We start from the raw sequence: 23,150 nt of genomic DNA on the forward strand, positions 1-23,150 counted from the left end.
GTACTGCAGGGGGGACCCTGTGGGAGAGTAGGACACCGCCGAACAATCATTGTGGGAAAGCCCCGCACCTTATGGTGCGGGGCTTTTCTGCGTTCGGCGCGACCCGGGTCGGGAAGGGGAGCGGGCGGGAGGTAAGGTCAAGGGTCAACCCGTCAGTACCGTTCTCAGCAGGAGGCCCTCGGGTGGAGGTCCAGGAGACCGAGGTCCAGACGGACCGGGTCCTCACCATCCCCAACATTCTCAGCATGGCGCGTCTTCTCGGCGTGCCGCTGTTCCTGTGGCTCATCCTCCGGCCGGAGTTCGGCGGGCCCAACAGCGACGTCTGGGCGCTGCTCGTCCTGATGCTCAGCGGTGTCAGCGACTATCTCGACGGCAAGCTCGCGCGGAAGTGGAACCAGATCAGCAGCCTCGGCCGGCTGCTGGATCCCGCCGCCGACCGGCTGTACATCCTGTCCACCCTCGTGGGCCTCACCTGGCGTGAGATCCTGCCGCTCTGGCTGACCGCCGTCCTCCTGGCGCGTGAAGTCATGCTGCTGGTCATGGTGGGAATCCTCCGCCGGCACGGCTACCCGCCGCCACAGGTGAACTTCCTCGGGAAAGCTGCGACTTTCAACCTGATGTACGCCTTCCCGCTGCTGCTTCTCAGTGACGGAACCGGTTGGCTGGCGTCACTCGCTGAAGTTTTCGGATGGGCTTTCGCCGGATGGGGTACAACTCTGTATTGGTGGGCAGGGATCCTCTACGTGGTCCAGGTCCGTCGACTCGTGAAGGCGGATACCGAGGCCGATTGAGCCCGTCCGTCCCGTGCCGTGCAACGTCGCCGGCAGGAACGAGGACGTCCGAGGGCAAGTAAGCGGACAGGTTCGGTCGGCAGGACCGTCGTCTCTTCAAGGAGGACGCTTCCGACATGAAGGCCGTCGTGATGGCCGGTGGCGAAGGAACACGACTTCGCCCCATGACCTCGAGCATGCCCAAGCCTCTTCTGCCGGTGGTGAACCGGCCGATCATGGAGCACGTCCTACGACTGCTCAAGAGGCACGGTCTCAACGAGACCGTGGTCACCGTCCAATTCCTCGCATCCCTCGTCCGGAACTACTTCGGCGACGGCGAGGAGCTCGGGATGGAGCTCACGTACGCCAACGAGGAGAAGCCTCTTGGCACAGCGGGCAGTGTGAAGAACGCCGAGGAAGCGTTGAAGGACGACGCCTTCCTCGTGATCTCGGGGGATGCCCTCACCGATTTCGACCTCACCGACCTGATCCGGTTCCACAAGGAGAAGGGCGCCCTCGTCACCGTCTGTCTGACGCGTGTGCCCAATCCGCTGGAATTCGGCATCACGATCGTCGACGAGGAAGGACAGGTCGAGCGCTTTCTGGAGAAGCCGACCTGGGGACAGGTCTTCTCGGACACCGTGAACACGGGCATCTACGTCATGGAGCCCGAGGTGTTCGACTACGTCGAGGCCGACGTCCCGGTCGACTGGTCCGGTGACGTCTTCCCGCAGCTGATGAAGGAAGGCAAGCCGATCTACGGCTATGTCGCCGAGGGCTACTGGGAGGACGTCGGCACCCACGAGAGCTACGTCAAGGCACAGGCCGACGTGCTCGAGGGCAAGGTCCAGGTCGACATCGACGGCTTCGAGATCTCCCCCGGCGTCTGGGTCGCCGAAGGCGCGGAGGTGCACCCCGACGCGGTGCTGCGCGGACCCCTGTTCATCGGTGACTACGCCAAGGTCGAGGCCGGCGCCGAGATCCGGGAACACACGGTCATCGGCTCCAACGTGGTCGTCAAGTCCGGAGCCTTCCTCCACAAGGCGGTCGTCCACGACAACGTCTACATCGGGCAGCAGAGCAATCTCCGCGGCTGTGTCATCGGCAAGAACACCGACGTCATGCGGGCGGCCCGGATCGAGGACGGCGCCGTCATCGGCGACGAGTGCATGATCGGTGAGGAATCGATTGTGCAGGGGAACGTACGGGTCTACCCGTTCAAGACCATCGAGGCCGGTGCGTTCGTCAACACCTCGGTGATCTGGGAGTCCCGAGGCCAGGCCCACCTCTTCGGGGCACGCGGGGTGTCCGGGATCCTCAATGTCGAGATCACGCCCGAGCTGGCCGTCCGGCTCGCGGGGGCGTACGCGACGACGCTGAAGAAGGGCGCCACCGTCACCACCGCCCGTGACCACTCGCGCGGTGCGCGAGCTCTGAAGCGGGCCGTGATCTCCGCGCTCCAGGCCAGCGCCATCGACGTGCGGGACCTGGAGAACGTGCCGCTCCCGGTCGCCCGGCAGCAGACGGCGCGGGGCAGCGCCGGCGGGATCATGGTGCGCACCTCGCCCGGTGTGCCGGACTCCGTCGACATCATGTTCTTCGACGAGCGGGGCGCGGACCTGTCGCAGGCCAGACAGCGCAAGCTCGACCGGGTGTACGCGCGGCAGGAGTACCGGCGGGCCTTCCCCGGAGAGATCGGGGACCTGTCCTTCCCGGCGAGCGTCTTCGACTCGTACACCGGCTCCCTGCTGCGGAACGTCGACACCGGCGGGGTCGCGGAGGCCGGGCTCAAGGTGGTCGTGGACGCCTCCAACGGCAGTGCGGGGCTCGTTCTGCCGAGCCTGCTCGGGCGGCTCCAGGTCGACTCGCTGACCATCAATCCCGGACTGGACGAGTCGCGGCCGACGGAGTCCGCCGAGCGGCGGCGGGCCGGGCTCGTCCGGCTCGGTGAGATCGTGGCGTCGGCCCGGGCCGCGTTCGGTGTGCGCTTCGACCCGGTGGGCGAGCGGCTGTCGCTGGTCGACGAGCGGGGCCGGATCATCGAGGACGACCGGGCGCTGCTGGTGATGCTCGATCTGGTGGCGGCCGAGCGCAGGTCCGGGCGGGTCGCGCTGCCGGTCACCACGACCCGTATCGCCGAGCAGGTGGCGGCGTACCACGGCACCCAGGTCGAGTGGACGACCACCTCGCCCGACGACCTCACCCGGGTCGGCCGGCAGGAGTCGACGATCTTCGGCGGCGACGGGCGCGGCGGGTTCATCGTGCCCGAGTTCAGCAGCGTCTTCGACGGCGCCGCTGCGTTCGTGCGGCTCATCGGACTGGTGGCGCGGACGCAGCTCACGCTCAGCCAGATCGACGCGCGGATCCCGCGGGCGCACGTCATCAAGCGGGACGTCGCGACGCCGTGGGCCGTGAAGGGGCTCGTGATGCGACGGGTGGTCGAGGCGGCCGGCAGCAGGTCGGTGGACACCACCGACGGCGTGCGGGTGGTGGAGACCGACGGACGGTGGGTGATGGTGCTGCCGGACCCGGCGGAGGCCGTCACCCATCTGTGGGCGGAGGGGCCCGACGACACCTCCGCGCAGGCCCTGCTCGACGAGTGGACGCAGGTGGTCGAGAGCGCAGGTCGCTGACCGGATGACGGGCGGAGGCCGGGCGGCCGAGGGACGGAGCCGCCCGGCCTCTCGTGGGGCCATTCGGCGGTAGGACGTGCGACGTGCGACGATGTGCGGCATGTCGCAGCAGCCCCCCGTTCGGAGCACCGGTTCTCCGCCCCCGCGCCCGGACGCGTCGATGTCGCTGCTGAACAACGTCATGGACCACGCGCTGGACGACGGGTACGCGGAGGCGACCGCCCGGCGCCGGGCCGAGGGCGGAACCCTGCCGAAGCCGCTGCGGGCGAAGCTCGGGCTGGCGGCCGGTCTGGTCCTGGCCGCCGCGGTGGTGACCGTCGGCGCGGCCGAGGCGAGGGTGTCGGCTCCCGTCGTCGCCAAGGAGCGCCAGGAGCTCATCGACCGGATCGAGGGCGAGAACGAGGCGGCCGACGGGCTGGAGCGGGACGTGGAGCGGATCCGCGCCGAGGTCGGCGACCGGCAGCGGGCCGCGCTCCAGGAGCATGGCGGTGACCAGGGAGAACTGGTCGCGCTGCTCTCCGGCGCCACCCCGGTGCAGGGCCCCGGGGTGAAGCTCGTCGTCGACGACGCCAAGGGTTCCGACGGCGGGGGAGGCGGGCCGCGCGAGAGCGCCGGCTTCTCCGACACCGGGCGGGTGCGCGACCGAGACATGCAGCGGGTGGTCAACGGGCTGTGGGAGTCGGGCGCGGAGGCCGTGTCGATCAACGGCCAGCGGCTGACCGCGCTCTCCGCGATCCGGGCCGCCGGCGACGCCATACTCGTCGACAACCGCCCCCTCGTGCCGCCGTACACCGTGCTCGCGGTCGGGGACGGGCAGGGGCTCGGCACCGCGTTCCAGGACAGCGCCGACGGGCAGTACCTGCACGCGCTGGTGGAGAACTTCGGGATCCGCAGCAGCCTCTCGGTCGAGGGCGCGCTGAGCCTGCCGGCGGCGCCGAGCCTGATCGTACGTACAGCTGAGCCGAGGGGGGCCGGGGCGGCGACGCCGTCCGGCCGGGCCACGGCCGACAAGGGGAAGGCAACATCGTGATCGCCGTACTGGGCCTGATCGTCGGAGTCGTGGCGGGACTGCTGGTCCGGCCCGAGATCCCGGCGGTCGTCGAGCCCTATCTCCCGATCGCCGTGGTCGCCGCCCTCGACGCGGTCTTCGGCGGCCTGCGGGCCATGCTCGACGGGATCTTCGTCGACAAGGTCTTCGTCGTCTCCTTCCTCTCCAACGTGGTCGTGGCCGCGCTGATCGTCTTCCTCGGCGACAAGCTCGGTGTCGGCGCGCAGCTCTCCACCGGTGTCGTGGTCGTGCTCGGCATCCGGATCTTCTCCAACGCGGCCGCGATCCGCCGCCATGTCTTCCGGGCGTGAGGCCGATGAGTGTGAACCCGAACGAGAAGCCCGAGCCGGGCGGCGAGGAGCCGAAGGCCCCGGACGCGCCGCTGGCGCACCCGGCCCGGGAGGTCCCGGCCGAGTTGCCCGCGGCCGTACCCGTGCCCCCGTCCGCGGAGAGCGGTGAGAGCGCTCCCGAGGGGGCTGTGCCCTCCCCGGAGGCCCCCGGTGGCACCGGGGGCGGGCCCGACGGGCGTCGGCGCCTGGCGGACGCCCTGTGGCCGCCGCGGGTGACGCGCGCGCAGCTCGTCGTGGCCCTGCTGCTGGCCTGTCTCGGTTTCGGTCTCGCCATCCAGGTCTCCTCGACCAGCGAGGGCAGCGCTCTGCGCGGGGCGCGGCAGGAGGACCTGGTACGGATCCTCGACGAGCTCGACGACCGGACCCAGCGGCTGGAGGACGAGAAGGCGCGGCTGGAGAAGCAGCGCTCGGAGCTGGAGTCCAGCTCGGACCAGGCCGAGGAGGCCCGCCGGCAGACGCAGGAGAAGGAGCGGCAGCTCGGGATCCTGGCCGGCACGGTGGCCGCCGAGGGGCCCGGGATCACGCTGACCGTGACCGACCCGGTCGGCGCGGTCGAGTCCGACATGCTGCTCGACGCCATCCAGGAGCTGCGCGCGGCCGGTGCCGAGGCGATCCAGGTCGACGGGGTGCGGGTGGTGGCCAACACGTATTTCACCGGTGGCGGCGAAGACATGCGGATCGATGGAACGCAGGTGACCGCTCCGTACGTCTTCAAGGTCATCGGCAAGCCCGAGGATCTGGAGCCCGCGCTCAACATCCCCGGTGGAGTCGTCCAGACCCTCGAGAAGGAGCAGGCCACGGCCACGGTGGAGCGGTCGGCGAAGATCGTCGTCGACGCCTTGCGACCCGCGAAGCAGCCTGACTACGCTCGGTCGTCCTCCCCGTGAGAGAGGGGGCGAGGGGTCCCGCGACATGGGCTGGAGCGTTGCGGGGGGTCGGCGCACCACAACGGTGGTGCGTGGTGGAAACTGTCCGGAGGATACGGACGTTGTGAAGGTGTCCGGGTCGGCAGGTGTGATGGATCTCGGTTCGTCCTGCCCCACGGGCGGGTCTGTTTCGGTCAAGGGGAATCGCCCGTGAAGTTGTTTGCGAAGTTGTTCGGCAGGAGCGCACGCGAGGACGGCGGCAACGCCAGGCACCGCGCGCCGCGCCATGCCCAGAGCGAGGAGCAGGGCGGCGAGCGCCCGCTCTTCCGTGACGAGGTCGGTGGCGACATTCCGGGCGCGCAGGGCGCGTCGTCTGTTGACCACACCGGTGCCGCGCGCATAGGTTTCGGTGAACCATCAACCTCAAGTACGGGTGGAGGGTTCAACCCCGATCCGTACGCGACCCAGACCTCCGCGGGGCAGCCGCGGCAGGAGGACGCGTCCATGCCGGTGTGTACGAGGTGCGGTCACCGCAACACGGCGGACAGCCGTTTCTGCTCCCACTGCGGCACGCCGCTGCGGGGCGGGATCGCCGCCGAGCGTCCCTCCGAGACGACGTCGACGATCTCGATCTCGGGTCTGGAGGCGTACGACGCGGAGACCACCGGTCAGATCGCGATCCCGGCGCTGTCCCCCGAGGCCCTCGCGGCCGTCGAGGCGCTGCCGCCGGGCTCGGCGCTCCTGGTGGTGCGCCGCGGTCCGAACTCGGGCAGCCGCTTCCTCCTGGACGGCGAGCTGACGACGGCCGGCCGTCACCCGCAGAGCGACATCTTCCTGGACGACGTCACGGTCTCCCGGAGGCACGTCGAGTTCCGCCGGGGCCAGGACGGACGGTTCACCGTCTCCGACGTCGGCAGCCTCAACGGCACCTACCTCAACCGTGAGCCGATCGACTCGGTCGTGGTGCTCAACAACGGCGACGAGGTGCAGATCGGCAAGTACCGGCTGGTCTTCTACGCGAGCCAGCGAGGCGTCTGACACACGCCTGGCGGAGATCCTCAGGAAAGGTCCATGGTGCGAACACCGACGGGCGGTGCCGGTTCCGGCACCGCCACCGCGGGCGGCCGGCTGGTGAGTATCGGCACCGTGCTGAACCAGCTGCGGGACGAGTTCCCCGAAGTGACGATCTCCAAGATCCGCTTCCTGGAGGCCGAGGGGCTCGTCGAGCCCCGGCGTACGGCCTCCGGGTACCGGAAGTTCAGCCCGCAGGACGTGGAGCGGCTGGCCGCGGTCCTGCGGATGCAGCGGGACCACTATCTTCCGCTGAAGGTCATCCGCGAGCACCTCGACGCCCTCGCCCGCGGCGAGCAGGTGGCCCTTCCCGCGCCCGGGCGGCGCCGTGATCTGCTGGACGGGCTGCTCGACGTGCCCTCGGACGCCGAGGCGGCCGAGCGTCCGACCGGCACGCGCCTGGGCCGGGCCGAGCTGGTCGCCGCGGCCGGGGTCACCGAGGTCGATCTGGTGCAGTGGGAGTCGTACGGCCTGATCGGCGAGAGCGAGGGCGGCGGCTACGACGCGGAGAGCGTGAACGTGGCCCGGATCGTCGCCGATCTGGGGCGGTTCGGGCTCGAACCCCGGCATCTGCGGGCCGTGAAGGCGTCCGCGGACCGGGAGGCCGGGCTGATCGGGCAGGTGGTGGCGCCGCTGCGCCGGCACCGCAATCCGCAGACCAGGGCCCACGCCGAGGAGACCGCCGCAGAGCTGGCGCAGCTGTCGGTGCGGCTGCACGCCGCGCTGGTGCAGACGGCCCTCGGGATCCGCCTCCAGTGACGCTCTCCCGTGCCTCCCGTGCGGGGGCGCGGGGGTGCTGAGCGGGGGCCCGACTATCCAAACCGGTCGGGCACGTCCTAGGGTTGCTGTGTGAACGAGCTCGACGTTGTGGGTGTCCGGGTGGAAATGCCCTCCAACCAGCCGATCGTTCTCCTGCGCGAGGTGGGAGGCGACCGGTACCTTCCCATCTGGATCGGACCCGGCGAGGCGACCGCGATCGCCTTCGCCCAGCAGGGCATGGCCCCGCCCCGGCCGCTGACGCACGACCTGTTCAAGGACGTGCTGGAGGCCGTGGGGCAGGAGCTGACCCAGGTGCGCATCACCGATCTGCGGGACGGCGTGTTCTACGCCGAGCTGGTCTTCGCCAGCGGCGTGGAGGTGAGCGCGCGGCCGTCCGACGCCATAGCCCTGGCCCTGCGGACCGGTTCGCCGATCTTCGGCAGCGACGGTGTCCTCGACGACGCCGGCATCGCGATCCCCGACGAGCAGGAGGACGAGGTGGAGAAGTTCCGCGAGTTCCTCGACCAGATCTCGCCGGAGGACTTCGGGAGCCAGTGACCGGTCGGTCCCGGGCGCCGGTTCGATGAGGCCGCGAACGGGGCGGCCGGAGAGCGCTGTCGGCGCATTCGAGTAGCCTTTCCCCGGAGTGGGGCACGTGAAACCACTCTCTGGGTGATTATCACTCGGCGTGCCGAGTGTGGCGATCGTTGACGCACCCCTAGCGACTGCCTACCTTCGAGTGGGCAGGTCAAGGACGGAGGGTCGGCGTGATGAGCAGCGCGGACGGTACGGCAGGGAGCTCGCTCGGACGCGTGTCCGAGGAGAGCGGTCCGTATCCGCTTCACGGGAGTGCGGGCGACCTCGACCACGGCAGTGGGGGCGGCTTCGAGACGGAGACGGGCGCCGGAGTGGCGGACGAGGCGATCGGCTACCGGGGGCCCACGGCCTGCGCGGCCGCCGGCATCACCTACCGCCAGTTGGACTACTGGGCGCGCACCGGGCTCGTCGAGCCGAGCGTGCGGCCCGCTTACGGCTCCGGGACGCAGCGGCTCTACAGCTTCCGCGACGTCGTCGTCCTGAAGATCGTCAAGCGGTTCCTCGACACGGGCGTCGCCCTCCAGAACATCCGGGCCGCCGTGCAGCACCTGCGCGCCCGCGGTTTCCGCGACCTGGAGCGGATGACGCTGATGAGCGACGGGGCGACCGTCTACGAGTGCTCCTCGCCCGACGAGGTGGTCTCCCTGCTCCAGGGCGGACAGGGCGTCTTCGGCATCGCGGTGGGTGTCGTCTGGCGCGACGTCGAGTCGGCGCTGTCGCAGCTGCACGGGGAGCGCGTGGACACCGGCGAGACGCTGGTCCGGCACAACCCGCAGGACGAACTGGCCCGGCGGCGGCGCGACCGGGCCGTCTGAGGCCTCTCCCGGGACCCGGTCCCGGCGGGTCCCCTCCCCGGGTGCGTCTCCGGCGCGGTCCTCCGCGCGGGTGCTCCCGGCGTTTGTATGGTCCTGTCGCCCGTACGGGCGATTGTCAGTGACGTGAGGCAGCATCGGAGACGTGAGAGCCGCCCCCACGATCCTGCATCTGGACATGGATGCCTTCTTCGCCGCCGCCGAGCAGGCGTCGAAGCCGAGCCTGCGCGGCAAGCCGGTCGTGGTCGGCGGGCTCGGGCCGCGCGGGGTGGTCGCCACGGCGTCGTACGAGGCGCGGCGCTTCGGGGTGCACTCGGCCATGCCGATGGGACAGGCGCGGCGGCTCGTGCCCAACGCCGCGTATCTCGTGCCGCGCTTCGCCTTCTACCGGGCGATCAGCGGGCAGGTCATGGAGCTTCTGGGGCGGCTGTCGCCGCTGGTGGAGCCGCTCAGCCTCGACGAGGCGTTCGTGGACCTGGAGGCCGGCGGGCTGGCGGAGGACAGCGCGGGCGCGCGGGCCGTGGGGGAGCGGCTGCGGGCCGAGATCCTGGCGACGACGGGACTGACCGGGTCGGTGGGGCTCGCCGGGTCGAAGATGCTCGCGAAGATCGCCTCGGAGGAGGCGAAGCCTGACGGGCTGGTCCTGTACGAGCCGGGCACCGAGCGGGTGCTGCTCGCGCCCCGGTCGGTGCGGATCATCCCCGGGGTGGGGCCGGCCACCGGCGACCATCTGCGGCGGGCCGGGATCACGACGGTCGCCGACCTGGTGGAGGCGGGGGAGGACGAACTCGTGCGGATCCTGGGGCGGTCCCACGGGGCCTCGCTGTACCGGATGGCGCTCGGGCACGACGACCGGCCCGTGGTGGCCGAGCGGGACGCCAAATCGGTCTCGGTCGAGGACACCTTCGACATCGACCTGCACGACCGGCTGCGGATCCGGCTGGAGGTGGAGCGGCTGGCCGAGCGGTGCGTGGCGCGACTGCGGGGGTCGGGACACTCGGGGCGGACGATCGTCCTGAAGGTGCGCCGCTTCGACTTCTCGACGCTGACCCGGTCCGAGACCCTGCGGGGGCCGACGGACGATCCCCTGGTGGTGCGGGAGGCGGCGGAGCGGCTGCTCGAACTGGTCGACACCACGGGTGGGGTGCGGCTGCTGGGGGTCGGGGTGAGCGGGCTCGCCGACTACACGCAGGAGGACCTGTTCGCCCAGGCGGAGGCGGAGGCCGAAGCGGGAGCGGGAGCGGCGGCGGAGGCCGTGGCCGAGGCCGGCGCCGGGGCAGAGGCGGAGATCGGGAGCGCGGTGGTCGGGGGAGCCGCCGGGCCGGCGGGGGCCGGGGAGGAGGGAGCGGTGGAGGCCGTGTCCGTGCCGGGGACGGCGGCGGAGGCCGTCGAACGCCGGTGGGCGCCGGGGAACGACGTACGGCACGCGGTGCTGGGTGCCGGCTGGGTGCAGGGCAGCGGGCTCGGGCGGGTCACCGTCCGTTTCGAGGAGCCCGGCAGCACCGTGCCGGGGCGGGTGCGGACCTTCGCGGTGGACGACCCGGAGCTGGAACCGTCCGATCCGCTGCCGCTGGTGCCCGGCGGGGCGACGGGGGCGGAGGGCGCCGCCAGGGTCGCGCCGTTGGGCGGGTGACCGGTCACCGGGTGACCGGGTGACCTGGTGAGGCGGACGCTGGGGAGGCGTCCGGCGGGTTCGCTCGGGTACGGGCGGTACCGGCCCGGGCCGGTGTGAGGGGCCCGATGAGGGTGTGCGGCCGGGCGGGGGTCCTGCGCGGTGCTCGGGAGGTTGTGGGGGCCGTTCGGTCCTCGGCGGGGGCGTGGGGACCGGGGCAGCCGGCCCGAGTTCGGCCGGGTGGGCGGGCAGCCGTCCGGTCCGAGCGGTCCGCGTGCGGGCCGAGCCGACCTCGGCCCGATTCGGCTGGACCTCGGCTCGTGTCCCGCTCGACCTCGGCTCGACATCGGCCCGAGCCCCGAGCCCCGAGCCGGGCGGACCGGCTGGGGGCGGCCCGAGGGCTTGTCCGGTGGTGGCGGGGGAGGGGCGCGGCTAGGCGGCGTCGTCCTGGCCGGCGAGGCGGCCGAAGTCGGGGATCGCCTCCGGTGCGGGCGGGAGCGCCAGCTCGTAGTGGCGGTAGAGCTGGAGCTCCTGCTCGGGGGAGAGGTGGCGGCCCACGCCGAAGTCCGGCGCGTCCTTGATCAGGGAACGCTCGAACGGGATGTGCAGGCCGTCGTCGGCCAGCTCGCTGGGCTCCAGCGGGACGAAGGCGTCCCGGCTGAACAGCCCGGTGCGGACGGCGGCCCACTCGGGTACGCCGGTCGCGTCGTCCAGGTACACCTCGTCCACGGTTCCGATCTTGTGCCCGTTCCGGTCGTACGCCTTGCGGCCGATCAGGCTGCGCGGATCGATGTCGGTCTGCACGGTCCCTCCAACTGGTCGCAACTGCTCCACACCCCTACGAAAGTGCACATCCGAGATGTCGGCCACTTGAGCGATGGGGGCGACAAGCGCGCTGGTAGGCTGGCTGTGGCTGTCGACACCGTGCGGGAGAGTCCTCCGGAGAAGGTTTCCGGGGGCGCCGAAGGAGCAAATCCTCCCCGGAATCTCTCAGGCACCCGGTACCGCGCGGGCGAGGTCACTCTGGAAAGCAGGGCGGGAGTCCGACGGCATCCGCTCTCACCGACGGTGAAAGCCGGCGTGCCCACGGGCGTGCCGGTGAAGCTCTCAGGTTGAGATGACAGAGGGGGAGGCCGTCCGGGCACCCGCGCCGTGGTGCCCCTCGCAGGTCGTGACGACCAGGAGGCCCCCGCATCATGACCGCCAACCGCACCCCGCTCTCCGAGCTCGAGCAGGGCATCCCCTTCGAGCAGCGGCACATCGGACCCGACGCCGAGGCGCGGGCCAAGATGCTCGCCCAGGTCGGCTACGGCTCCCTCGACGAGCTGACCGCCGCCGCGGTGCCGGACGTCATCAAGAACGCCGAGGCGCTGGACCTCCCCGGCGCCCGCACCGAGGCCGAGGTCCTGGCCGAGCTGCGCCGGCTCGCCGACCGCAACGAGGTCCTCGCCCCGATGATCGGCCTCGGCTACCACGGCACCTTCACCCCGCCGGTCGTCCTGCGCAACGTCATGGAGAACCCGGCCTGGTACACGGCGTACACGCCCTACCAGCCGGAGATCTCGCAGGGCCGCCTGGAGGCGCTGCTCAACTTCCAGACGATGGTCGCCGACCTGACCGGTCTGCCCACCTCCGGCGCCTCCCTGCTCGACGAGGGCACCGCGGCCGCCGAGGCCATGTCGCTCTCCCGCCGCGTCGGCAAGGTCAAGAACGGCGTCTTCCTGGTCGACGCCGACGCCCTGCCGCAGACCATCGCCGTCATCGAGACCCGCGCCGAGCCGACCGGCGTCGAGGTCGTCGTCGCCGACCTGGGCGAGGGCATCCCGGCGGAGGTCGCCGAGCGCGGTGTCTTCGGCGTCCTGATCCAGTACCCCGGTGCCTCCGGCGCCGTCCGTGACATCAAGCCGCTGATCGACGCCGCCCACGAACTCGGCGCGATCGTGACCGTCGCCGCCGACCTGCTCGCCCTCACCCTGCTCGTGTCGCCCGGCTCGCTCGGCGCCGACATCGCCGTCGGCACCACCCAGCGCTTCGGCGTGCCGATGGGCTTCGGCGGTCCGCACGCCGGCTACATGGCCGTCCAGGACAAGCACGCCCGCTCCCTCCCCGGCCGCCTCGTCGGAGTCTCCGTCGACGCCGACGGGAACAAGGCGTACCGCCTCGCGCTCCAGACCCGCGAGCAGCACATCCGCCGCGAGAAGGCCACCAGCAACATCTGCACCGCCCAAGTGCTCCTCGCCGTCATGGCCGGCATGTACGCCGTGTACCACGGTCCCGACGGTCTCCGGCAGATCGCCCAGCGCACCCACCGGTACGCGGCGATCCTCGCCTCCGGCCTGACCGCCGGGGGCGTCGAGCTCACCCAGGGCGCGTTCTTCGACACGCTCACCGCCCGCGTGCCCGGCCGCGCCGACGCCGTCGTCGCCGCCGCCCGCGAGGCCGGCGTCAACCTGTACCGCGTGGACGCCGACCGCGTCTCGATGTCCTGCGACGAGACCACCGGCCGCGCCCAGCTCGCCGCCGTCTGGGGCGCCTTCGGCGTCGAGGCCGACGTGGAGGCCCTGGACGCCGCCACCGAGGACGGCCTCCCGGCCGGACTGCTGCGCTCCGACGCGTACCTGACCCACCCGGTCTTCCACGCGCACCGCTCCGAGACCTCGATGCTGCGCTACCTGCGCCGCCTCTCGGACCGCGACTACGCGCTCGACCGCGGCATGATCCCGCTCGGCTCCTGCACCATGAAGCTGAACGCGACCACCGAGATGGAGCCGGTGACCTGGCCCGAGTTCGGCCAGATCCACCCCTTCGCGCCGATCGACCAGGCCCAGGGCTACGTCACGCTCATCACCGAGCTGGAGGAGCGCCTGGCCGAGGTCACCGGCTACGACAAGGTCTCGATCCAGCCCAACGCCGGTTCGCAGGGCGAGCTGGCCGGCCTCCTCGCGGTCCGCGCCTACCACCGCGCCAACGGCGACGAGCAGCGCACCGTCTGTCTCATCCCGTCCTCCGCGCACGGCACCAACGCCGCCTCCGCGGTGATGGCCGGCATGAAGGTCGTCGTCGTGAAGACCGCCGAGGACGGCGAGGTCGACGTCGAGGACCTGCGCGCCAAGATCGCGCAGCACCGTGACGAGCTCTCGGTGCTGATGATCACCTACCCGTCGACGCACGGCGTCTTCGAGGAGCACGTCGCCGACATCTGCGCCGAGGTCCACGAGGCCGGCGGCCAGGTGTACGTCGACGGCGCCAACCTCAACGCCCTGGTCGGCCTCGCCAAGCCGGGCCACTTCGGCGGCGACGTCTCGCACCTCAACCTGCACAAGACCTTCTGCATCCCGCACGGCGGCGGCGGCCCCGGCGTCGGCCCGGTCGGCGTCCGCGCCCACCTCGCCCCGTACCTGCCGAACCACCCGCTCCAGCCCACCGCGGGCCCGGAGACCGGCGTCGGCCCGATCTCGGCCGCCCCGTGGGGCTCCGCCGGCATCCTGCCCATCTCCTGGACCTACGTCCGCCTGATGGGCGGCGAGGGCCTCACGCGCGCCACCCAGGTCGCCGTCCTCGCGGCGAACTACATCGCCAAGCGCCTGGAGCCGCACTACCCGGTCCTCTACACCGGCCCGGCCGGGCTCGTCGCCCACGAGTGCATCGTGGACCTGCGCCCGCTCACCAAGGCCACCGGCGTCTCCGTCGACGACATCGCCAAGCGCCTCATCGACTACGGCTTCCACGCGCCGACCATGTCCTTCCCGGTCGCCGGCACGCTGATGATCGAGCCGACCGAGTCCGAGGACCTGGCCGAGCTGGACCGCTTCTGCGACACGATGATCGCGATCCGCGCCGAGATCGAGAAGGTCGCCTCCGGCGAGTGGCCCGCCGAGGACAACCCGCTGGCCAACGCCCCGCACACCGCGGCGGCGCTCGGCGGCGAGTGGAACCACGCCTACGACCGTGACACGGCGGTCTTCCCCGCCGGTGTCTCGGCCGCCGACAAGTACTGGCCGCCGGTCCGTCGCATCGACGGCGCTTTCGGCGACCGGAACCTGGTCTGCTCCTGCCCGCCGCTGGACGAGTACGACCACTGACGGCAGTTATGACCGAGGGCCGGTCCGGAGTCTCCTCCGGGCCGGCCCTCGGCCGTGCCCGAGCGGCTGTCAGGCCGCCGTCGTCACCCGGCCCGTCGTCAGCGGCCGGTGCGGAGCGATGATCTGTCCGTCCGGCAGCAGTTCGCCGGTGTCCTCGAAGAGCAGGACACCGTTGCACAGCAGGCTCCAGCCCTGCTCCGGATGGCACGCCACAGGGTGGGCGGCCTCACGGTCGGCGGAATCGGCGGTGGGACAGGCAGGCTGGTGCTGGCACATGGGTGGGTTCTTTCGCTGCGTCGTGGTGGATGTCCTGCGGCTCTTCGCGCTCACGGCCGCCCCCGTCGGTCGGTTCGGTTCCGGTCCCCAGTGTTGCCCCACGGAGGGTCTTCCGCAGGTATTTCGGGTCAGCTCGTCCTCTCCTGGGAAGACGCATCACCCGCAGGGGCGGTTCAGGTCAACGCCCCAGCTCTTTCGGGTGGTTAGGGATGGCCCGAGCGGGCTAGTCCGTACGGGAGGGGTGTTCGGCGGCGATGTTCGGGCGTGGTTTCCGGACAGCAGTGCGCCCCGTGACCCGAGCGGGTCACGGGGCGGTGCGCGCGGTGCGGATCAGGCGGGTGCCGCGGAGCCGAGCAGCGGCGGCGGCGCGAGCCGGGTGCTGAGCACGGGCAGCAGATCGGCCACCGGGTAGGGGCGGTTGGCGGTGATCCCGGGCGGAGCCGGGGCGAGCGGCACGAGCACGTCGGCGTCCTCCGCCGCCGGTTCGGTGCCGTCCGGATCCGGCTCGGCGTGCAGCCACAGCGTCAGCATGTACAGCTCCGGCACCGAGAGCAGCCGCGGCTGGTACGTGCCCGGCAGCGCCTCGGCCTGGCCCAGGGCCCGCTCCGTGGCGGCGACGTACGGCCCCTCGAAGAAGTGCGAGAAGGACCAGCCGTCCGGGGTGAGCATGGTGTCCGCGGCGGCGATCGCCCGGTCCCCGCTCCGGATCAGGAAGCGCCAGCCGACGAGCCGGGTGCCGGGCGCCTGCCCCGGTGCCTCGGAGATCCTCAGCACGTGGACGGGCAGCGGGAGTTCGGGACTCAGCGGGCCCGGCGCGGCACGCAGTGCCGGGGTGCGGGCCTCGCGTACGGCCGTGGGCGAGCCGAGTGCCGCGAGGACGCTGCGGAGGGCGGGCGCGGGGGCCGGGGAGGGTCGGAGCATCGTGTGGGTCGCCTCTCGCTCAGGAGACACGGGGATACGGGAACGCACGGCCGGGGGACGGGTGCGACGGCGCTGTCGGCGGCGGGGGCGGAGCGGGGGGCCATGGGTCATGGCCGTCGCCGGCGCTCTGCCTCGTCCGCGGAGTTTATACGACACGTGTTCACAGAGTGTTTCCGCTAGACGCCGCCGATATTCCTGGCAAGGCGTCATCAGGTCGTTCGCGGCGGACCGCGGAGCCGAATCGGAGCGAAGACAGGATCTCCGTCCTCGCATTCCCCGGCAAGCCGGACGTCAGAATTCCGAAAGTCATGCCGCCGACACCGGAAGAGCAATATGACAGTGGTATATGTCGTCAGCCGCTCCGAAGGTGGAGGGCCGTGCGCGCGGCGGCAGGTTCGTACCAGACTATCCGCGGAGCGGCCGGAAACGCAGGCGTTGTCGATCAGTGGCGTGGGCATCATCGTCCGTACGCGCGGCCCGCCCGGGCCGCCACGCGGGAGGGACGCCTCGATGGGGGAGAAGGTCGCGACGGACGGGTTCGGCCCGGCCGACCGGCAGCGCTACCGGCGCAAGCTCCAGCAGTGTCTGGCGGGGCTCGCCCGGCTCCTCGCGGAGCAGCGGTTCGACCGTCCCCGCAACCTCATGGGCGTCGAGATCGAACTCAATCTCACAGGTTCCGACGGACTCCCCCGGATGTTGAACGACGCCGTCCTGGAAAAGATCGCGAGCGCCGATTTCCAGACCGAACTCGGAATGTTCAACCTGGAAGTCAACATCGCTCCGAGGCGGCTCGGAGGCCACGTATTCGACCGGCTCGCGGAAGAGCTGAGAACCGGTCTGGGATATGCCGACCGCAAGGCGGCCGAAGTCGACGCGGGGGTCGTCATGATCGGCATACTGCCGACCCTGTCGCAGCGCGAGCTCGTCTTCGAGAACCTTTCCGCGGCCGACCGCTACGCCCTGCTCAACGACCAGATCCTCACCGCGCGCGGAGAGCAGATCACCCTCGACATCCAGGGCGTCGAACGGCTCCGGCACACCTCGGAGTCGATCATCGCGGAGGCCGCCTGCACCTCGGTGCAGCTGCACCTCCAGGTCACCCCGGCGCGCTTCTCCTCGGTGTGGAACGCGGCCCAGGCCGCCGCCGGCGTGCAGATAGCCCTGGGCGCCAACTCGCCCTTCGTCTTCGGCCGCGAGGTGTGGCGCGAGTCCCGCCCGCCGCTCTTCCAGCAGGCCACCGACACCCGCCCGCCCGAGCTCCAGTCGCAGGGGGTGCGGCCGCGCACCTGGTTCGGCGAGCGGTGGGTGGACTCGGTGTACGACCTCTTCGAGGAGAACGTGCGCTACTTCCCCTCGCTGCTGCCGCTCTGCGACGAGGAGGACCCGCTGCGGGTCCTGGACGAGGGCGGGGTGCCGCAGCTCAAGGAACTGGTCCTGCACAACGGCACCGTCTACCGCTGGAACCGGCCGGTCTACGGCTGGGTGGACGGCGTCCCGCACCTGCGCGTGGAGAACCGCGTCCTGCCCGCCGGCCCCACCGTCACCGACGTCCTCGCCAACGCCGCCTTCTACTACGGGCTCGTCCGCTCGCTCGCCGACGACCCGCGCCCGGTGTGGAAGCGGATGGCGTTCGAGGACGCCGAGGCCAACTTCGACACCGCGTGCCGCCACGGCATCGAGGCGGAGCTGCGCTGGCCCCGGCCGGGCCGCGCGGGCGGGACGGCGGTCGTGCCCGCCGTGCGCCTCGTCCTCGACGAACTGCTGCCGCTGGCCGCGGCGGGGCTCGACGCCTGGCACATCGACCCGGCGGACCGCGACTTCTATCTGGGCGTCATAGAGCAGCGGTGCCAGCGGAGGGTCAACGGCGCGTCCTGGCAGGCCGACACCTTCCACCGGGCCCTGGAGTCCGGCCTCGACCGGGAGGCGGCGCTGGCGGCGACGACCCGCCGGTACCGCGAGCTGATGCTGGAGGGGGAGCCGGTGCACACCTGGGCGGTGGGCGCGGAGGGCGCCTGAGGCGACGCCGGACGGGGACCTGGATGGCGCTCCCGGCGTGCCGTCGCGGATGATCGTCGTACGGGGGACCGAGGCCGGTCCCCGAGGCGGTCGCGACGGGAACGGGAGTCGGGCGTGGTGTCGGAACAACGGGTCGTGGACGCGGCCCCGGGCGGGCTCTCGCGGCGGATGCTGGGCTCCGAGACGCTCATCGTGCTCGCCCTCTCGCTCGGGGCGAGCGCGGTCTCCTCACTCATCAGCTTCATCGGCTCGCTGACCCGGCCCGGCGCGCTCAAGGAGCAGGCCGCCAACCTCAACGGGTCGTACGCCCCCGGACGCCCCTGGCTCGACCTGACCTGGCAGCTCTTCGGCATCGCCACGGCCCTCGTCCCGGTGGTGCTCGTGGCACACCTGCTCCTGCGGGAGGGGGCCGGGCTCAGGGCCATCGGCTTCGACCGCACCCGGCCGTGGCCGGACCTCGGGCGCGGGACGCTGGTGGCCGCCGGCATCGGCAGTGCCGGCCTCGCCTTCTACCTCGTGGCGCAGGCGTCGGGCTTCAACCTGACGGTCGTGCCCGAGTCGCTGCCGGACGTGTGGTGGAAGTACCCCGTCCTGATCCTCTCGGCGATCCAGAACTCCGTCCTGGAGGAGGTCATCGTCGTGGGCTACCTGCTGCGCCGCCTCGGCCAGTTGGGCTGGTCGCCGATGGCCGCGCTGGTGGCGAGCTCGGTGCTGCGGGGCTCGTACCACCTCTACCAGGGCATCGGCGGCTTCGTCGGGAACATGGTGATGGGCGTCGTCTTCGTGCTGCTCTACCGGCGCTGGGGCCGGGTGGGACCGCTGGTGGTCGCCCACGCGCTGCTCGACATCGTGGCCTTCGTCGGGTACGGGCTGCTGGCGGGGAAGGTGGACTGGCTGCCCACCGTGTGAGCGGGGTGAGTGGAAGGGGCGTACGGCACCGGTGCCGTACGCCCCTTCGTCGTACCGGGGGGAGGCCGCCCGCGTCAGGCGCGCAGCTCGCCCTCGATGACCGTCACCGCGTGGCCGGTCAGGAGGGTGCGGTCGCCGCGCAGGCGGGTGCGGACCAGGCCCGTACGGGCTCCGCCCTGGAAGCCGGTGAGCTCGTCGCGGCCGAGGCGGGCCGACCAGTAGGGGGCGAGCGCGGTGTGGGCGCTGCCGGTGACCGGGTCCTCGGCGATGCCGACGGAGGGGAAGAAGCCGCGCGAGACGAAGTCGTAGCCCCCGTCGGGGTCGGCGGCGGGCGCGGTCGCGATCACGCCGCGGGACGAGTGGGCCTTGAGGGCGGCGTGGTCGGGGGCGAGGCCGCGGACGGTGGCCTCGTCGCGCAGTTCGACGACCAGATCGCCGACGTGGGCGGCGGTGTCGTGGACGGCCAGGACCTCGGCGCCGAGCGCCTGCGCCAGGCCGTCGGGGACCGGGACCGGGGTGAGCGAGGAGGTCGGGAAGTCCATGGTGATGCCGCCGTCCGGTTCGGTGACGGCGCCGAGGACGCCCGAACGGGTGGCGAAGCGGACCGGGCCGGTGGCCGCGCCGGTGGTGTGCAGGACGTGGGCGGTGGCGAGGGTGGCGTGGCCGCACATGTCGACCTCGGTGGTCGGGGTGAACCAGCGCAGCGCCCAGTCGGCGTCGCCGCCGGCGGGCAGCGGGTGGGCGAACGCGGTCTCGGAGAGGTTGACCTCGGAGGCGACCGCGCGGAGCCAGGCGTCGTCCGGGAAGGAGTCGAGGAGGAGGACTCCGGCGGGGTTGCCCGAGAAGGGCCGGTCGGTGAAGGCGTCGACGATTCGGATGCGCATGCTCCGGACCGTACCGGCGGGCGGTGGCGCCCGGCCAAGGCCAATCCGGGATCGGCGGCCTCGGAGCGCGTGCGAGGGCCGTGGCAGTCGGTGGGTTGCTCACCGAACAGTTCCGATATATCGTTGAAGCATCGCGACAGTTCGACGATTGGCACTCACGGAAGGAGCGTTGTGATGCGTTCACATGGACACGACCACGGACACGAGTTCGGCCACGGACACGGCCCCGGTGCCGGGCGCGGGAACCGCGGGCCCGGACCGCGGGGCGAATTCGAGGGACGGCGTGCCGCCTTCGGGCCCTTCGGTCCCGGCTTCGGCGGCGGTCCCGGCTTCGGAGGCGGGCCCTTCGGGCGCGGCCGCGGCGGAGGCCGGGGGAGGGCGCGGCGCGGTGACGTGCGCGCCTCGATCCTGGCGCTGCTCAAGGACCGCCCGATGCACGGCTACGAGATGATCCAGGAGATCGGCGAGCGCAGCGGCGGGGCCTGGAAGCCCAGCCCCGGCTCGGTCTACCCGACCCTCCAGCTGCTGGAGGACGAGGGGCTGATCGTCAGCGCGAGCGAGGGCGGCAAGAAGCTCTTCTCGCTGACCGACACCGGGCGCGAGGAGGCCGAGGCGGGAGCCGAGGCCCCCTGGGAGGAGGTCGGCCGGGGTGTCGACTGGGAGGCGATGAACGAGGTCCGGCAGGCCGGTTTCGGCCTGATGGAGGCGTTCGGGCAGGTCTGGAAGACCGGCAGCGCCGAGCAGCGGCAGAAGGCCGTCGGGGTCATCAACGAGGCCCGGAAGAAGCTGTACCTGATCCTCGCTGACGAGGACTGACGCCGGTGACGGCACGGAGGGGGCCCCGGTGGCACATGCCACCGGGGCCCCCTCCGGGTGTCCCGGACGCCCGGCCGGCGCGTCCCGGACGCTCAGCCGACCAGGCCGGCGAGCTTGCGCAGCGACTCGTTGAGCGCCGCCGTCGCGGAGTCCTTCAGCTTCCCGGCCATCAGCGAGACCGCCGCCCCGGTGAAGTCGCCGTCGATCCGCACCGTGGTCGCCCCGCCCTCGTCGGCGAGCGAGTAGCGGGTGCCGACGATCACGCCCATCGGGCCCTTGCCGCGGATGGCGAGGACCCGGCCGTCCTCCAGCTCCTCGACGGTCCACAGCACCTCGGCGGGGAAACCCATGAGCTTCATGTTCTCGGTGAAGGTGGAGCCGGCGGCCAGGTGCTCGGGGCCGCCGTTCGGGAAGCTGGTGTGGGTGGCGTTCCACTCGCCGTACGAACCGAAGTCGGTGAGGCGTTCCCACACCTTCCCGGCCGGTGCCTCGATCCGTGCCTCCGCGGTGACTTCGGCCATGACGACCACCCCTTCACGCGTGCCCGCTCGGTTCTGGTGTCGCGGAACGTAGCCGGAGGGGCGTGAACATTCAATACTGATGAACCGTCAGTTCTGCGGCGGTCGGGTCCGTACCGCCGATCCACCAGATCTCGGCGGCGTCGAAGACGTCCGGGACGCGCGGGCCGCCGTCCTCCTCGTGCCGGTGGAACGCGGCCCAGAACAGATCGCCCGGCAGCGCCTCCCGGGGTGCGTACACCCGGTACACGAACTGCCGGCCGTCACGCGCGGCCAGGCCCACCATCCAGAACACACAGAAGAGACGCTCGGCCCCGGCACATGGTTGCGCTCCGGGCGCGAGGCAAGACGGCGCGCGCCCCGTACGGGAAATCGTCCGGATATCCTCCCGGAGGAGGACGAGCCGAGCACGGGTGCACGACTCGGGTGGGACGCGGACATGGTTCTCCCGTGGGATGTCCTGCGCGGGCGCGCCTGGTGAGGTGGGAGGGTGCACCCTCCCGTCCCTTCGCGCCCCACCCCGCCCCCGGCCCCCGCCGGACACGCGACGCTGCTCGCCACCGTGCTCGGGGCCGCCCGCCGCCGGGCCCTGCGCGACGGCGACCGCCAGGTGGACACCGCCCACCTGCTCCACGCCCTCGTCGAGTCCGACCCCGAGACCCGCGCCGCCTTCGACGGCGAACCGAGGGTCGCCCGGGTCCTCGGCTACCTGGTCCAGCGTTCGATCGGGTACGGGCTCCGCTGGCAGAGGTCCGGCGAGGGCGGGGGAGCCGCGCTCCCGCTGCCCGCCGTCCGGGCCGGCGAGGGGACGCGGCGCCGCACCTCCCGCTGGTCCCCGGCGGCCGCGGCCGCCCTGGAGGAGGCGCTGCGCCGCGCCGCCGCCCGGGGCGAGGAGCAGCCGCGCGGCCTCGATCTGCTGGCGGGACTTGCCGCCGACCCCGGCAGCCGGGCCGGCGAGGTGCTGCGGCACGCCGGGATCGACCCGCCGGTGCTGGGCGCCCGGGCCGTCGCGCTCGCCTCCGTCCTCGCGCCGCACGGCGCGGGCCTCCTCGACGGGGACCCGGCGGGGCAGGCCGGCACCGGGGCGCCGGGGGGCGCGGAGCACTGAATTCCGCCCCGGGGAGGGGATTACGGGGGCCGGCGTCTCAACAGGTGCGACGGGGGTTACACGCCTGACCGGGTCCTGTCATGATGGCCCGATGCACGCGTCTCAGGGGAGAAGCGCCGGCCTGGGACTCGCCCTGGCCTCGGCCTTCGCATTCGGTGGTTCGGGAGTGGCGGCCAAGCCGCTGATCGAGGCGGGCCTCGATCCGCTCCATGTCGTCTGGCTCCGGGTCGCCGGCGCCGCCCTCGTCATGCTGCCCGTGGCCTGGCGCCACCGGGACCTGCTCCGCCGCAAGCCCGGCCTGCTCCTCGGCTTCGGCCTCCTCGCCGTCGCCGGCGTGCAGGCCTTCTACTTCGCCTCGATCTCCCGGATCCCGGTCGGCGTCGCCCTCCTCATCGAGTACCTGGCCCCGGCGCTGGTCCTCGGCTGGGTGCGCTTCGTCCAGCGCCGGCCGGTCACCCGCGCCGCCGCCCTGGGCGTGGTGCTCGCCGTCGGCGGTCTCGCCTGCGTCGTCCAGATCTGGTCGGGCCTGAGCTTCGACCTGCTCGGACTGCTCCTCGCACTCGCCGCCGCCTGCTGCCAGGTCGGCTACTTCGTCCTCTCCGACCAGGGCTCCGACGAGGCCGAACCGGCCGATCCGCTCGGCGTCATCGCGTACGGACTGCTCATCGGCGCGTTGGTCCTCACCGTCGTCGCCCGACCGTGGGGCATGGACACCGGGATCCTGGCCGGGCGGGCCGACCTCGACGGGACCTCCGTCCCGGCCTGGCTGCTGCTCGGCTGGATCATCCTGATCGCCACCGTCCTCGCCTACGTCACCGGCGTCGTCTCGGTGCGCCGGCTCTCGCCGCAGGTCGCCGGCGTCGTCGCCTGCCTGGAGGCGGTCGTCGCGACCGTCCTCGCCTGGGTGCTCCTCGGCGAGCACCTGGAGGCACCCCAGCTCATCGGCGGCGCGCTCGTCCTCGTCGGCGCCTTCATCGCCCAGTCCGCCGCGCCGAAGCCGGCGTCGGAGGGGCCCGTCGCGGGCTCCGGTGGCGGCGGGGGACAGACTTCCGCGGCCGGACACGAGCAGGAGTTGTCGGGCGGAAGGACCACCCCCTAGGGT

The 23,150-nt window shown here is 72.1% G+C and carries 22 protein-coding genes and 1 riboswitch; of the genes, 16 read left to right on the forward strand and 6 right to left on the reverse strand.

Features of this window, described 5'->3' with window-relative positions:
- Nucleotides 1-182: 182 nt before the first annotated feature.
- The 10 genes from ACF1BN_RS23840 (at nucleotide 183) to ACF1BN_RS23885 (ending at nucleotide 10,539) form a co-directional block, all read left to right on the forward strand.
- The gene (locus tag ACF1BN_RS23840; protein ID WP_376605335.1) at nucleotides 183-791 is read left to right on the forward strand and encodes a CDP-alcohol phosphatidyltransferase family protein; all 609 of its coding nucleotides are present in this window, start codon (nucleotides 183-185) and stop codon (nucleotides 789-791) included.
- A 116-nt stretch (nucleotides 792-907) separates the two neighbouring features.
- Nucleotides 908-3,403 carry a sugar phosphate nucleotidyltransferase gene (locus ACF1BN_RS23845; protein ID WP_392333618.1) on the forward strand — a complete coding sequence of 832 codons (2,496 nt, stop codon included), beginning with the start codon at nucleotides 908-910 and terminating at the stop codon, nucleotides 3,401-3,403.
- A gap of 100 nt (nucleotides 3,404-3,503) precedes the next feature.
- Entirely contained in the window at nucleotides 3,504-4,433 is a 930-nt protein-coding gene (locus tag ACF1BN_RS23850; protein WP_392333619.1) for a DUF881 domain-containing protein, read from the forward strand.
- Nucleotides 4,430-4,762: a small basic family protein gene (locus ACF1BN_RS23855; protein WP_030492461.1), complete on the forward strand. Its 333-nt coding sequence runs from the start codon at nucleotides 4,430-4,432 to the stop codon at nucleotides 4,760-4,762. Before ACF1BN_RS23850 ends, ACF1BN_RS23855 begins: the two co-directional genes overlap by 4 nt.
- A 5-nt stretch (nucleotides 4,763-4,767) precedes the next feature.
- Nucleotides 4,768-5,688, forward strand: coding sequence for a DUF881 domain-containing protein (locus tag ACF1BN_RS23860; protein ID WP_392333620.1), 921 nt, complete (start codon nucleotides 4,768-4,770; stop codon nucleotides 5,686-5,688).
- A gap of 81 nt (nucleotides 5,689-5,769) precedes the next feature.
- Entirely contained in the window at nucleotides 5,770-6,705 is a 936-nt protein-coding gene (locus tag ACF1BN_RS23865; RefSeq protein ID WP_392333769.1) for an FHA domain-containing protein, read from the forward strand.
- Nucleotides 6,706-6,738: 33 nt separating this feature from the next.
- Complete coding sequence (locus ACF1BN_RS23870; RefSeq protein ID WP_392333621.1) at nucleotides 6,739-7,497, forward strand: MerR family transcriptional regulator; 759 nt, start codon at nucleotides 6,739-6,741, stop codon at nucleotides 7,495-7,497.
- 90 nt (nucleotides 7,498-7,587) lie between these two features.
- Nucleotides 7,588-8,055: a bifunctional nuclease family protein gene (locus tag ACF1BN_RS23875; protein ID WP_030492457.1), complete on the forward strand. Its 468-nt coding sequence runs from the start codon at nucleotides 7,588-7,590 to the stop codon at nucleotides 8,053-8,055.
- A 212-nt stretch (nucleotides 8,056-8,267) separates the two neighbouring features.
- A complete protein-coding gene (locus tag ACF1BN_RS23880) occupies nucleotides 8,268-8,909 on the forward strand; it encodes a MerR family transcriptional regulator (RefSeq protein WP_392333622.1) in 642 nt (213 codons plus the stop codon).
- 142 nt (nucleotides 8,910-9,051) lie between these two features.
- Complete coding sequence (locus ACF1BN_RS23885) at nucleotides 9,052-10,539, forward strand: DNA polymerase IV (RefSeq protein WP_392333623.1); 1,488 nt, start codon at nucleotides 9,052-9,054, stop codon at nucleotides 10,537-10,539.
- A 411-nt stretch (nucleotides 10,540-10,950) separates the two neighbouring features.
- On the opposite strand, the gene ACF1BN_RS23890 is transcribed toward ACF1BN_RS23885, so the two are convergent.
- Complete coding sequence (locus ACF1BN_RS23890) at nucleotides 10,951-11,322, reverse strand: PRC-barrel domain-containing protein (RefSeq protein ID WP_392333624.1); 372 nt, start codon at nucleotides 11,320-11,322, stop codon at nucleotides 10,951-10,953.
- A 113-nt stretch (nucleotides 11,323-11,435) separates the two neighbouring features.
- A riboswitch (glycine riboswitch) is annotated at nucleotides 11,436-11,535 on the forward strand.
- A 179-nt stretch (nucleotides 11,536-11,714) separates the two neighbouring features.
- On the opposite strand from ACF1BN_RS23890, the gene gcvP reads away from it, so the two are divergent.
- Nucleotides 11,715-14,600 carry an aminomethyl-transferring glycine dehydrogenase gene (gcvP, locus tag ACF1BN_RS23895; RefSeq protein ID WP_392333625.1) on the forward strand — a complete coding sequence of 962 codons (2,886 nt, stop codon included), beginning with the start codon at nucleotides 11,715-11,717 and terminating at the stop codon, nucleotides 14,598-14,600.
- 69 nt (nucleotides 14,601-14,669) lie between these two features.
- Here the strand turns inward: gcvP and ACF1BN_RS23900 are convergent, their stop codons facing one another.
- Complete coding sequence (locus ACF1BN_RS23900; protein ID WP_189849263.1) at nucleotides 14,670-14,876, reverse strand: DUF5999 family protein; 207 nt, start codon at nucleotides 14,874-14,876, stop codon at nucleotides 14,670-14,672.
- Nucleotides 14,877-15,206: 330 nt separating this feature from the next.
- On the reverse strand, nucleotides 15,207-15,797 hold the full coding sequence (locus ACF1BN_RS23905) for a hypothetical protein (protein ID WP_392333770.1): 591 nt from the start codon (nucleotides 15,795-15,797) through the stop codon (nucleotides 15,207-15,209).
- Between the two features lie 510 nt (nucleotides 15,798-16,307).
- On the opposite strand from ACF1BN_RS23905, the gene ACF1BN_RS23910 reads away from it, so the two are divergent.
- Entirely contained in the window at nucleotides 16,308-17,813 is a 1,506-nt protein-coding gene (locus ACF1BN_RS23910) for a glutamate-cysteine ligase family protein (RefSeq protein WP_392333626.1), read from the forward strand.
- 168 nt (nucleotides 17,814-17,981) lie between these two features.
- Complete coding sequence (locus ACF1BN_RS23915; RefSeq protein WP_392333771.1) at nucleotides 17,982-18,722, forward strand: CPBP family intramembrane glutamic endopeptidase; 741 nt, start codon at nucleotides 17,982-17,984, stop codon at nucleotides 18,720-18,722.
- Between the two features lie 74 nt (nucleotides 18,723-18,796).
- Here the strand turns inward: ACF1BN_RS23915 and ACF1BN_RS23920 are convergent, their stop codons facing one another.
- Complete coding sequence (locus ACF1BN_RS23920; RefSeq protein WP_392333627.1) at nucleotides 18,797-19,606, reverse strand: PhzF family phenazine biosynthesis protein; 810 nt, start codon at nucleotides 19,604-19,606, stop codon at nucleotides 18,797-18,799.
- Nucleotides 19,607-19,780: 174 nt separating this feature from the next.
- On the opposite strand from ACF1BN_RS23920, the gene ACF1BN_RS23925 reads away from it, so the two are divergent.
- Complete coding sequence (locus tag ACF1BN_RS23925) at nucleotides 19,781-20,422, forward strand: PadR family transcriptional regulator (RefSeq protein WP_392333628.1); 642 nt, start codon at nucleotides 19,781-19,783, stop codon at nucleotides 20,420-20,422.
- Between the two features lie 92 nt (nucleotides 20,423-20,514).
- Here ACF1BN_RS23925 and ACF1BN_RS23930 read toward each other — a convergent pair whose 3' ends face one another.
- A complete protein-coding gene (locus ACF1BN_RS23930) occupies nucleotides 20,515-20,943 on the reverse strand; it encodes an SRPBCC family protein (RefSeq protein ID WP_376597855.1) in 429 nt (142 codons plus the stop codon).
- 70 nt (nucleotides 20,944-21,013) lie between these two features.
- Entirely contained in the window at nucleotides 21,014-21,235 is a 222-nt protein-coding gene (locus ACF1BN_RS23935; RefSeq protein ID WP_392333629.1) for a hypothetical protein, read from the reverse strand.
- 195 nt (nucleotides 21,236-21,430) lie between these two features.
- Between ACF1BN_RS23935 and ACF1BN_RS23940 the strand changes: the two genes are divergently transcribed.
- Both ACF1BN_RS23940 and ACF1BN_RS23945 read left to right on the forward strand, forming a co-directional pair.
- A complete protein-coding gene (locus ACF1BN_RS23940) occupies nucleotides 21,431-22,048 on the forward strand; it encodes a Clp protease N-terminal domain-containing protein (protein WP_392333630.1) in 618 nt (205 codons plus the stop codon).
- A 91-nt stretch (nucleotides 22,049-22,139) separates the two neighbouring features.
- Nucleotides 22,140-23,147: a DMT family transporter gene (locus tag ACF1BN_RS23945; protein ID WP_392333631.1), complete on the forward strand. Its 1,008-nt coding sequence runs from the start codon at nucleotides 22,140-22,142 to the stop codon at nucleotides 23,145-23,147.
- Nucleotides 23,148-23,150: the final 3 nt, after the last annotated feature.

This window comes from Streptomyces sp. NPDC014861, from assembly GCF_043081625.1.
In the GTDB taxonomy this organism is placed as follows: domain Bacteria; phylum Actinomycetota; class Actinomycetes; order Streptomycetales; family Streptomycetaceae; genus Streptomyces.

Bases quoted from the DNA above. Each gene is read 5' to 3' on its own strand.
- ACF1BN_RS23845 (WP_392333618.1), top strand. From the start codon at position 908: ATGAAGGCCGTCGTGATGGCCGGTGGCGAAGGAACACGACTTCGCCCC.
- ACF1BN_RS23850 (WP_392333619.1), top strand. From the start codon at position 3,504: ATGTCGCAGCAGCCCCCCGTTCGGAGCACCGGTTCTCCGCCCCCGCGC.
- ACF1BN_RS23860 (WP_392333620.1), top strand. From the start codon at position 4,768: ATGAGTGTGAACCCGAACGAGAAGCCCGAGCCGGGCGGCGAGGAGCCG.
- ACF1BN_RS23870 (WP_392333621.1), top strand. From the start codon at position 6,739: ATGGTGCGAACACCGACGGGCGGTGCCGGTTCCGGCACCGCCACCGCG.
- ACF1BN_RS23880 (WP_392333622.1), top strand. From the start codon at position 8,268: ATGAGCAGCGCGGACGGTACGGCAGGGAGCTCGCTCGGACGCGTGTCC.
- gcvP (WP_392333625.1), top strand. From the start codon at position 11,715: ATGACCGCCAACCGCACCCCGCTCTCCGAGCTCGAGCAGGGCATCCCC.
- ACF1BN_RS23900 (WP_189849263.1), bottom strand. From the start codon at position 14,876: ATGTGCCAGCACCAGCCTGCCTGTCCCACCGCCGATTCCGCCGACCGT.
- ACF1BN_RS23905 (WP_392333770.1), bottom strand. From the start codon at position 15,797: ATGCTCCGACCCTCCCCGGCCCCCGCGCCCGCCCTCCGCAGCGTCCTC.
- ACF1BN_RS23910 (WP_392333626.1), top strand. From the start codon at position 16,308: ATGGGGGAGAAGGTCGCGACGGACGGGTTCGGCCCGGCCGACCGGCAG.
- ACF1BN_RS23915 (WP_392333771.1), top strand. From the start codon at position 17,982: ATGCTGGGCTCCGAGACGCTCATCGTGCTCGCCCTCTCGCTCGGGGCG.
- ACF1BN_RS23920 (WP_392333627.1), bottom strand. From the start codon at position 19,606: ATGCGCATCCGAATCGTCGACGCCTTCACCGACCGGCCCTTCTCGGGC.
- ACF1BN_RS23925 (WP_392333628.1), top strand. From the start codon at position 19,781: ATGCGTTCACATGGACACGACCACGGACACGAGTTCGGCCACGGACAC.
- ACF1BN_RS23930 (WP_376597855.1), bottom strand. From the start codon at position 20,943: ATGGCCGAAGTCACCGCGGAGGCACGGATCGAGGCACCGGCCGGGAAG.
- ACF1BN_RS23945 (WP_392333631.1), top strand. From the start codon at position 22,140: ATGCACGCGTCTCAGGGGAGAAGCGCCGGCCTGGGACTCGCCCTGGCC.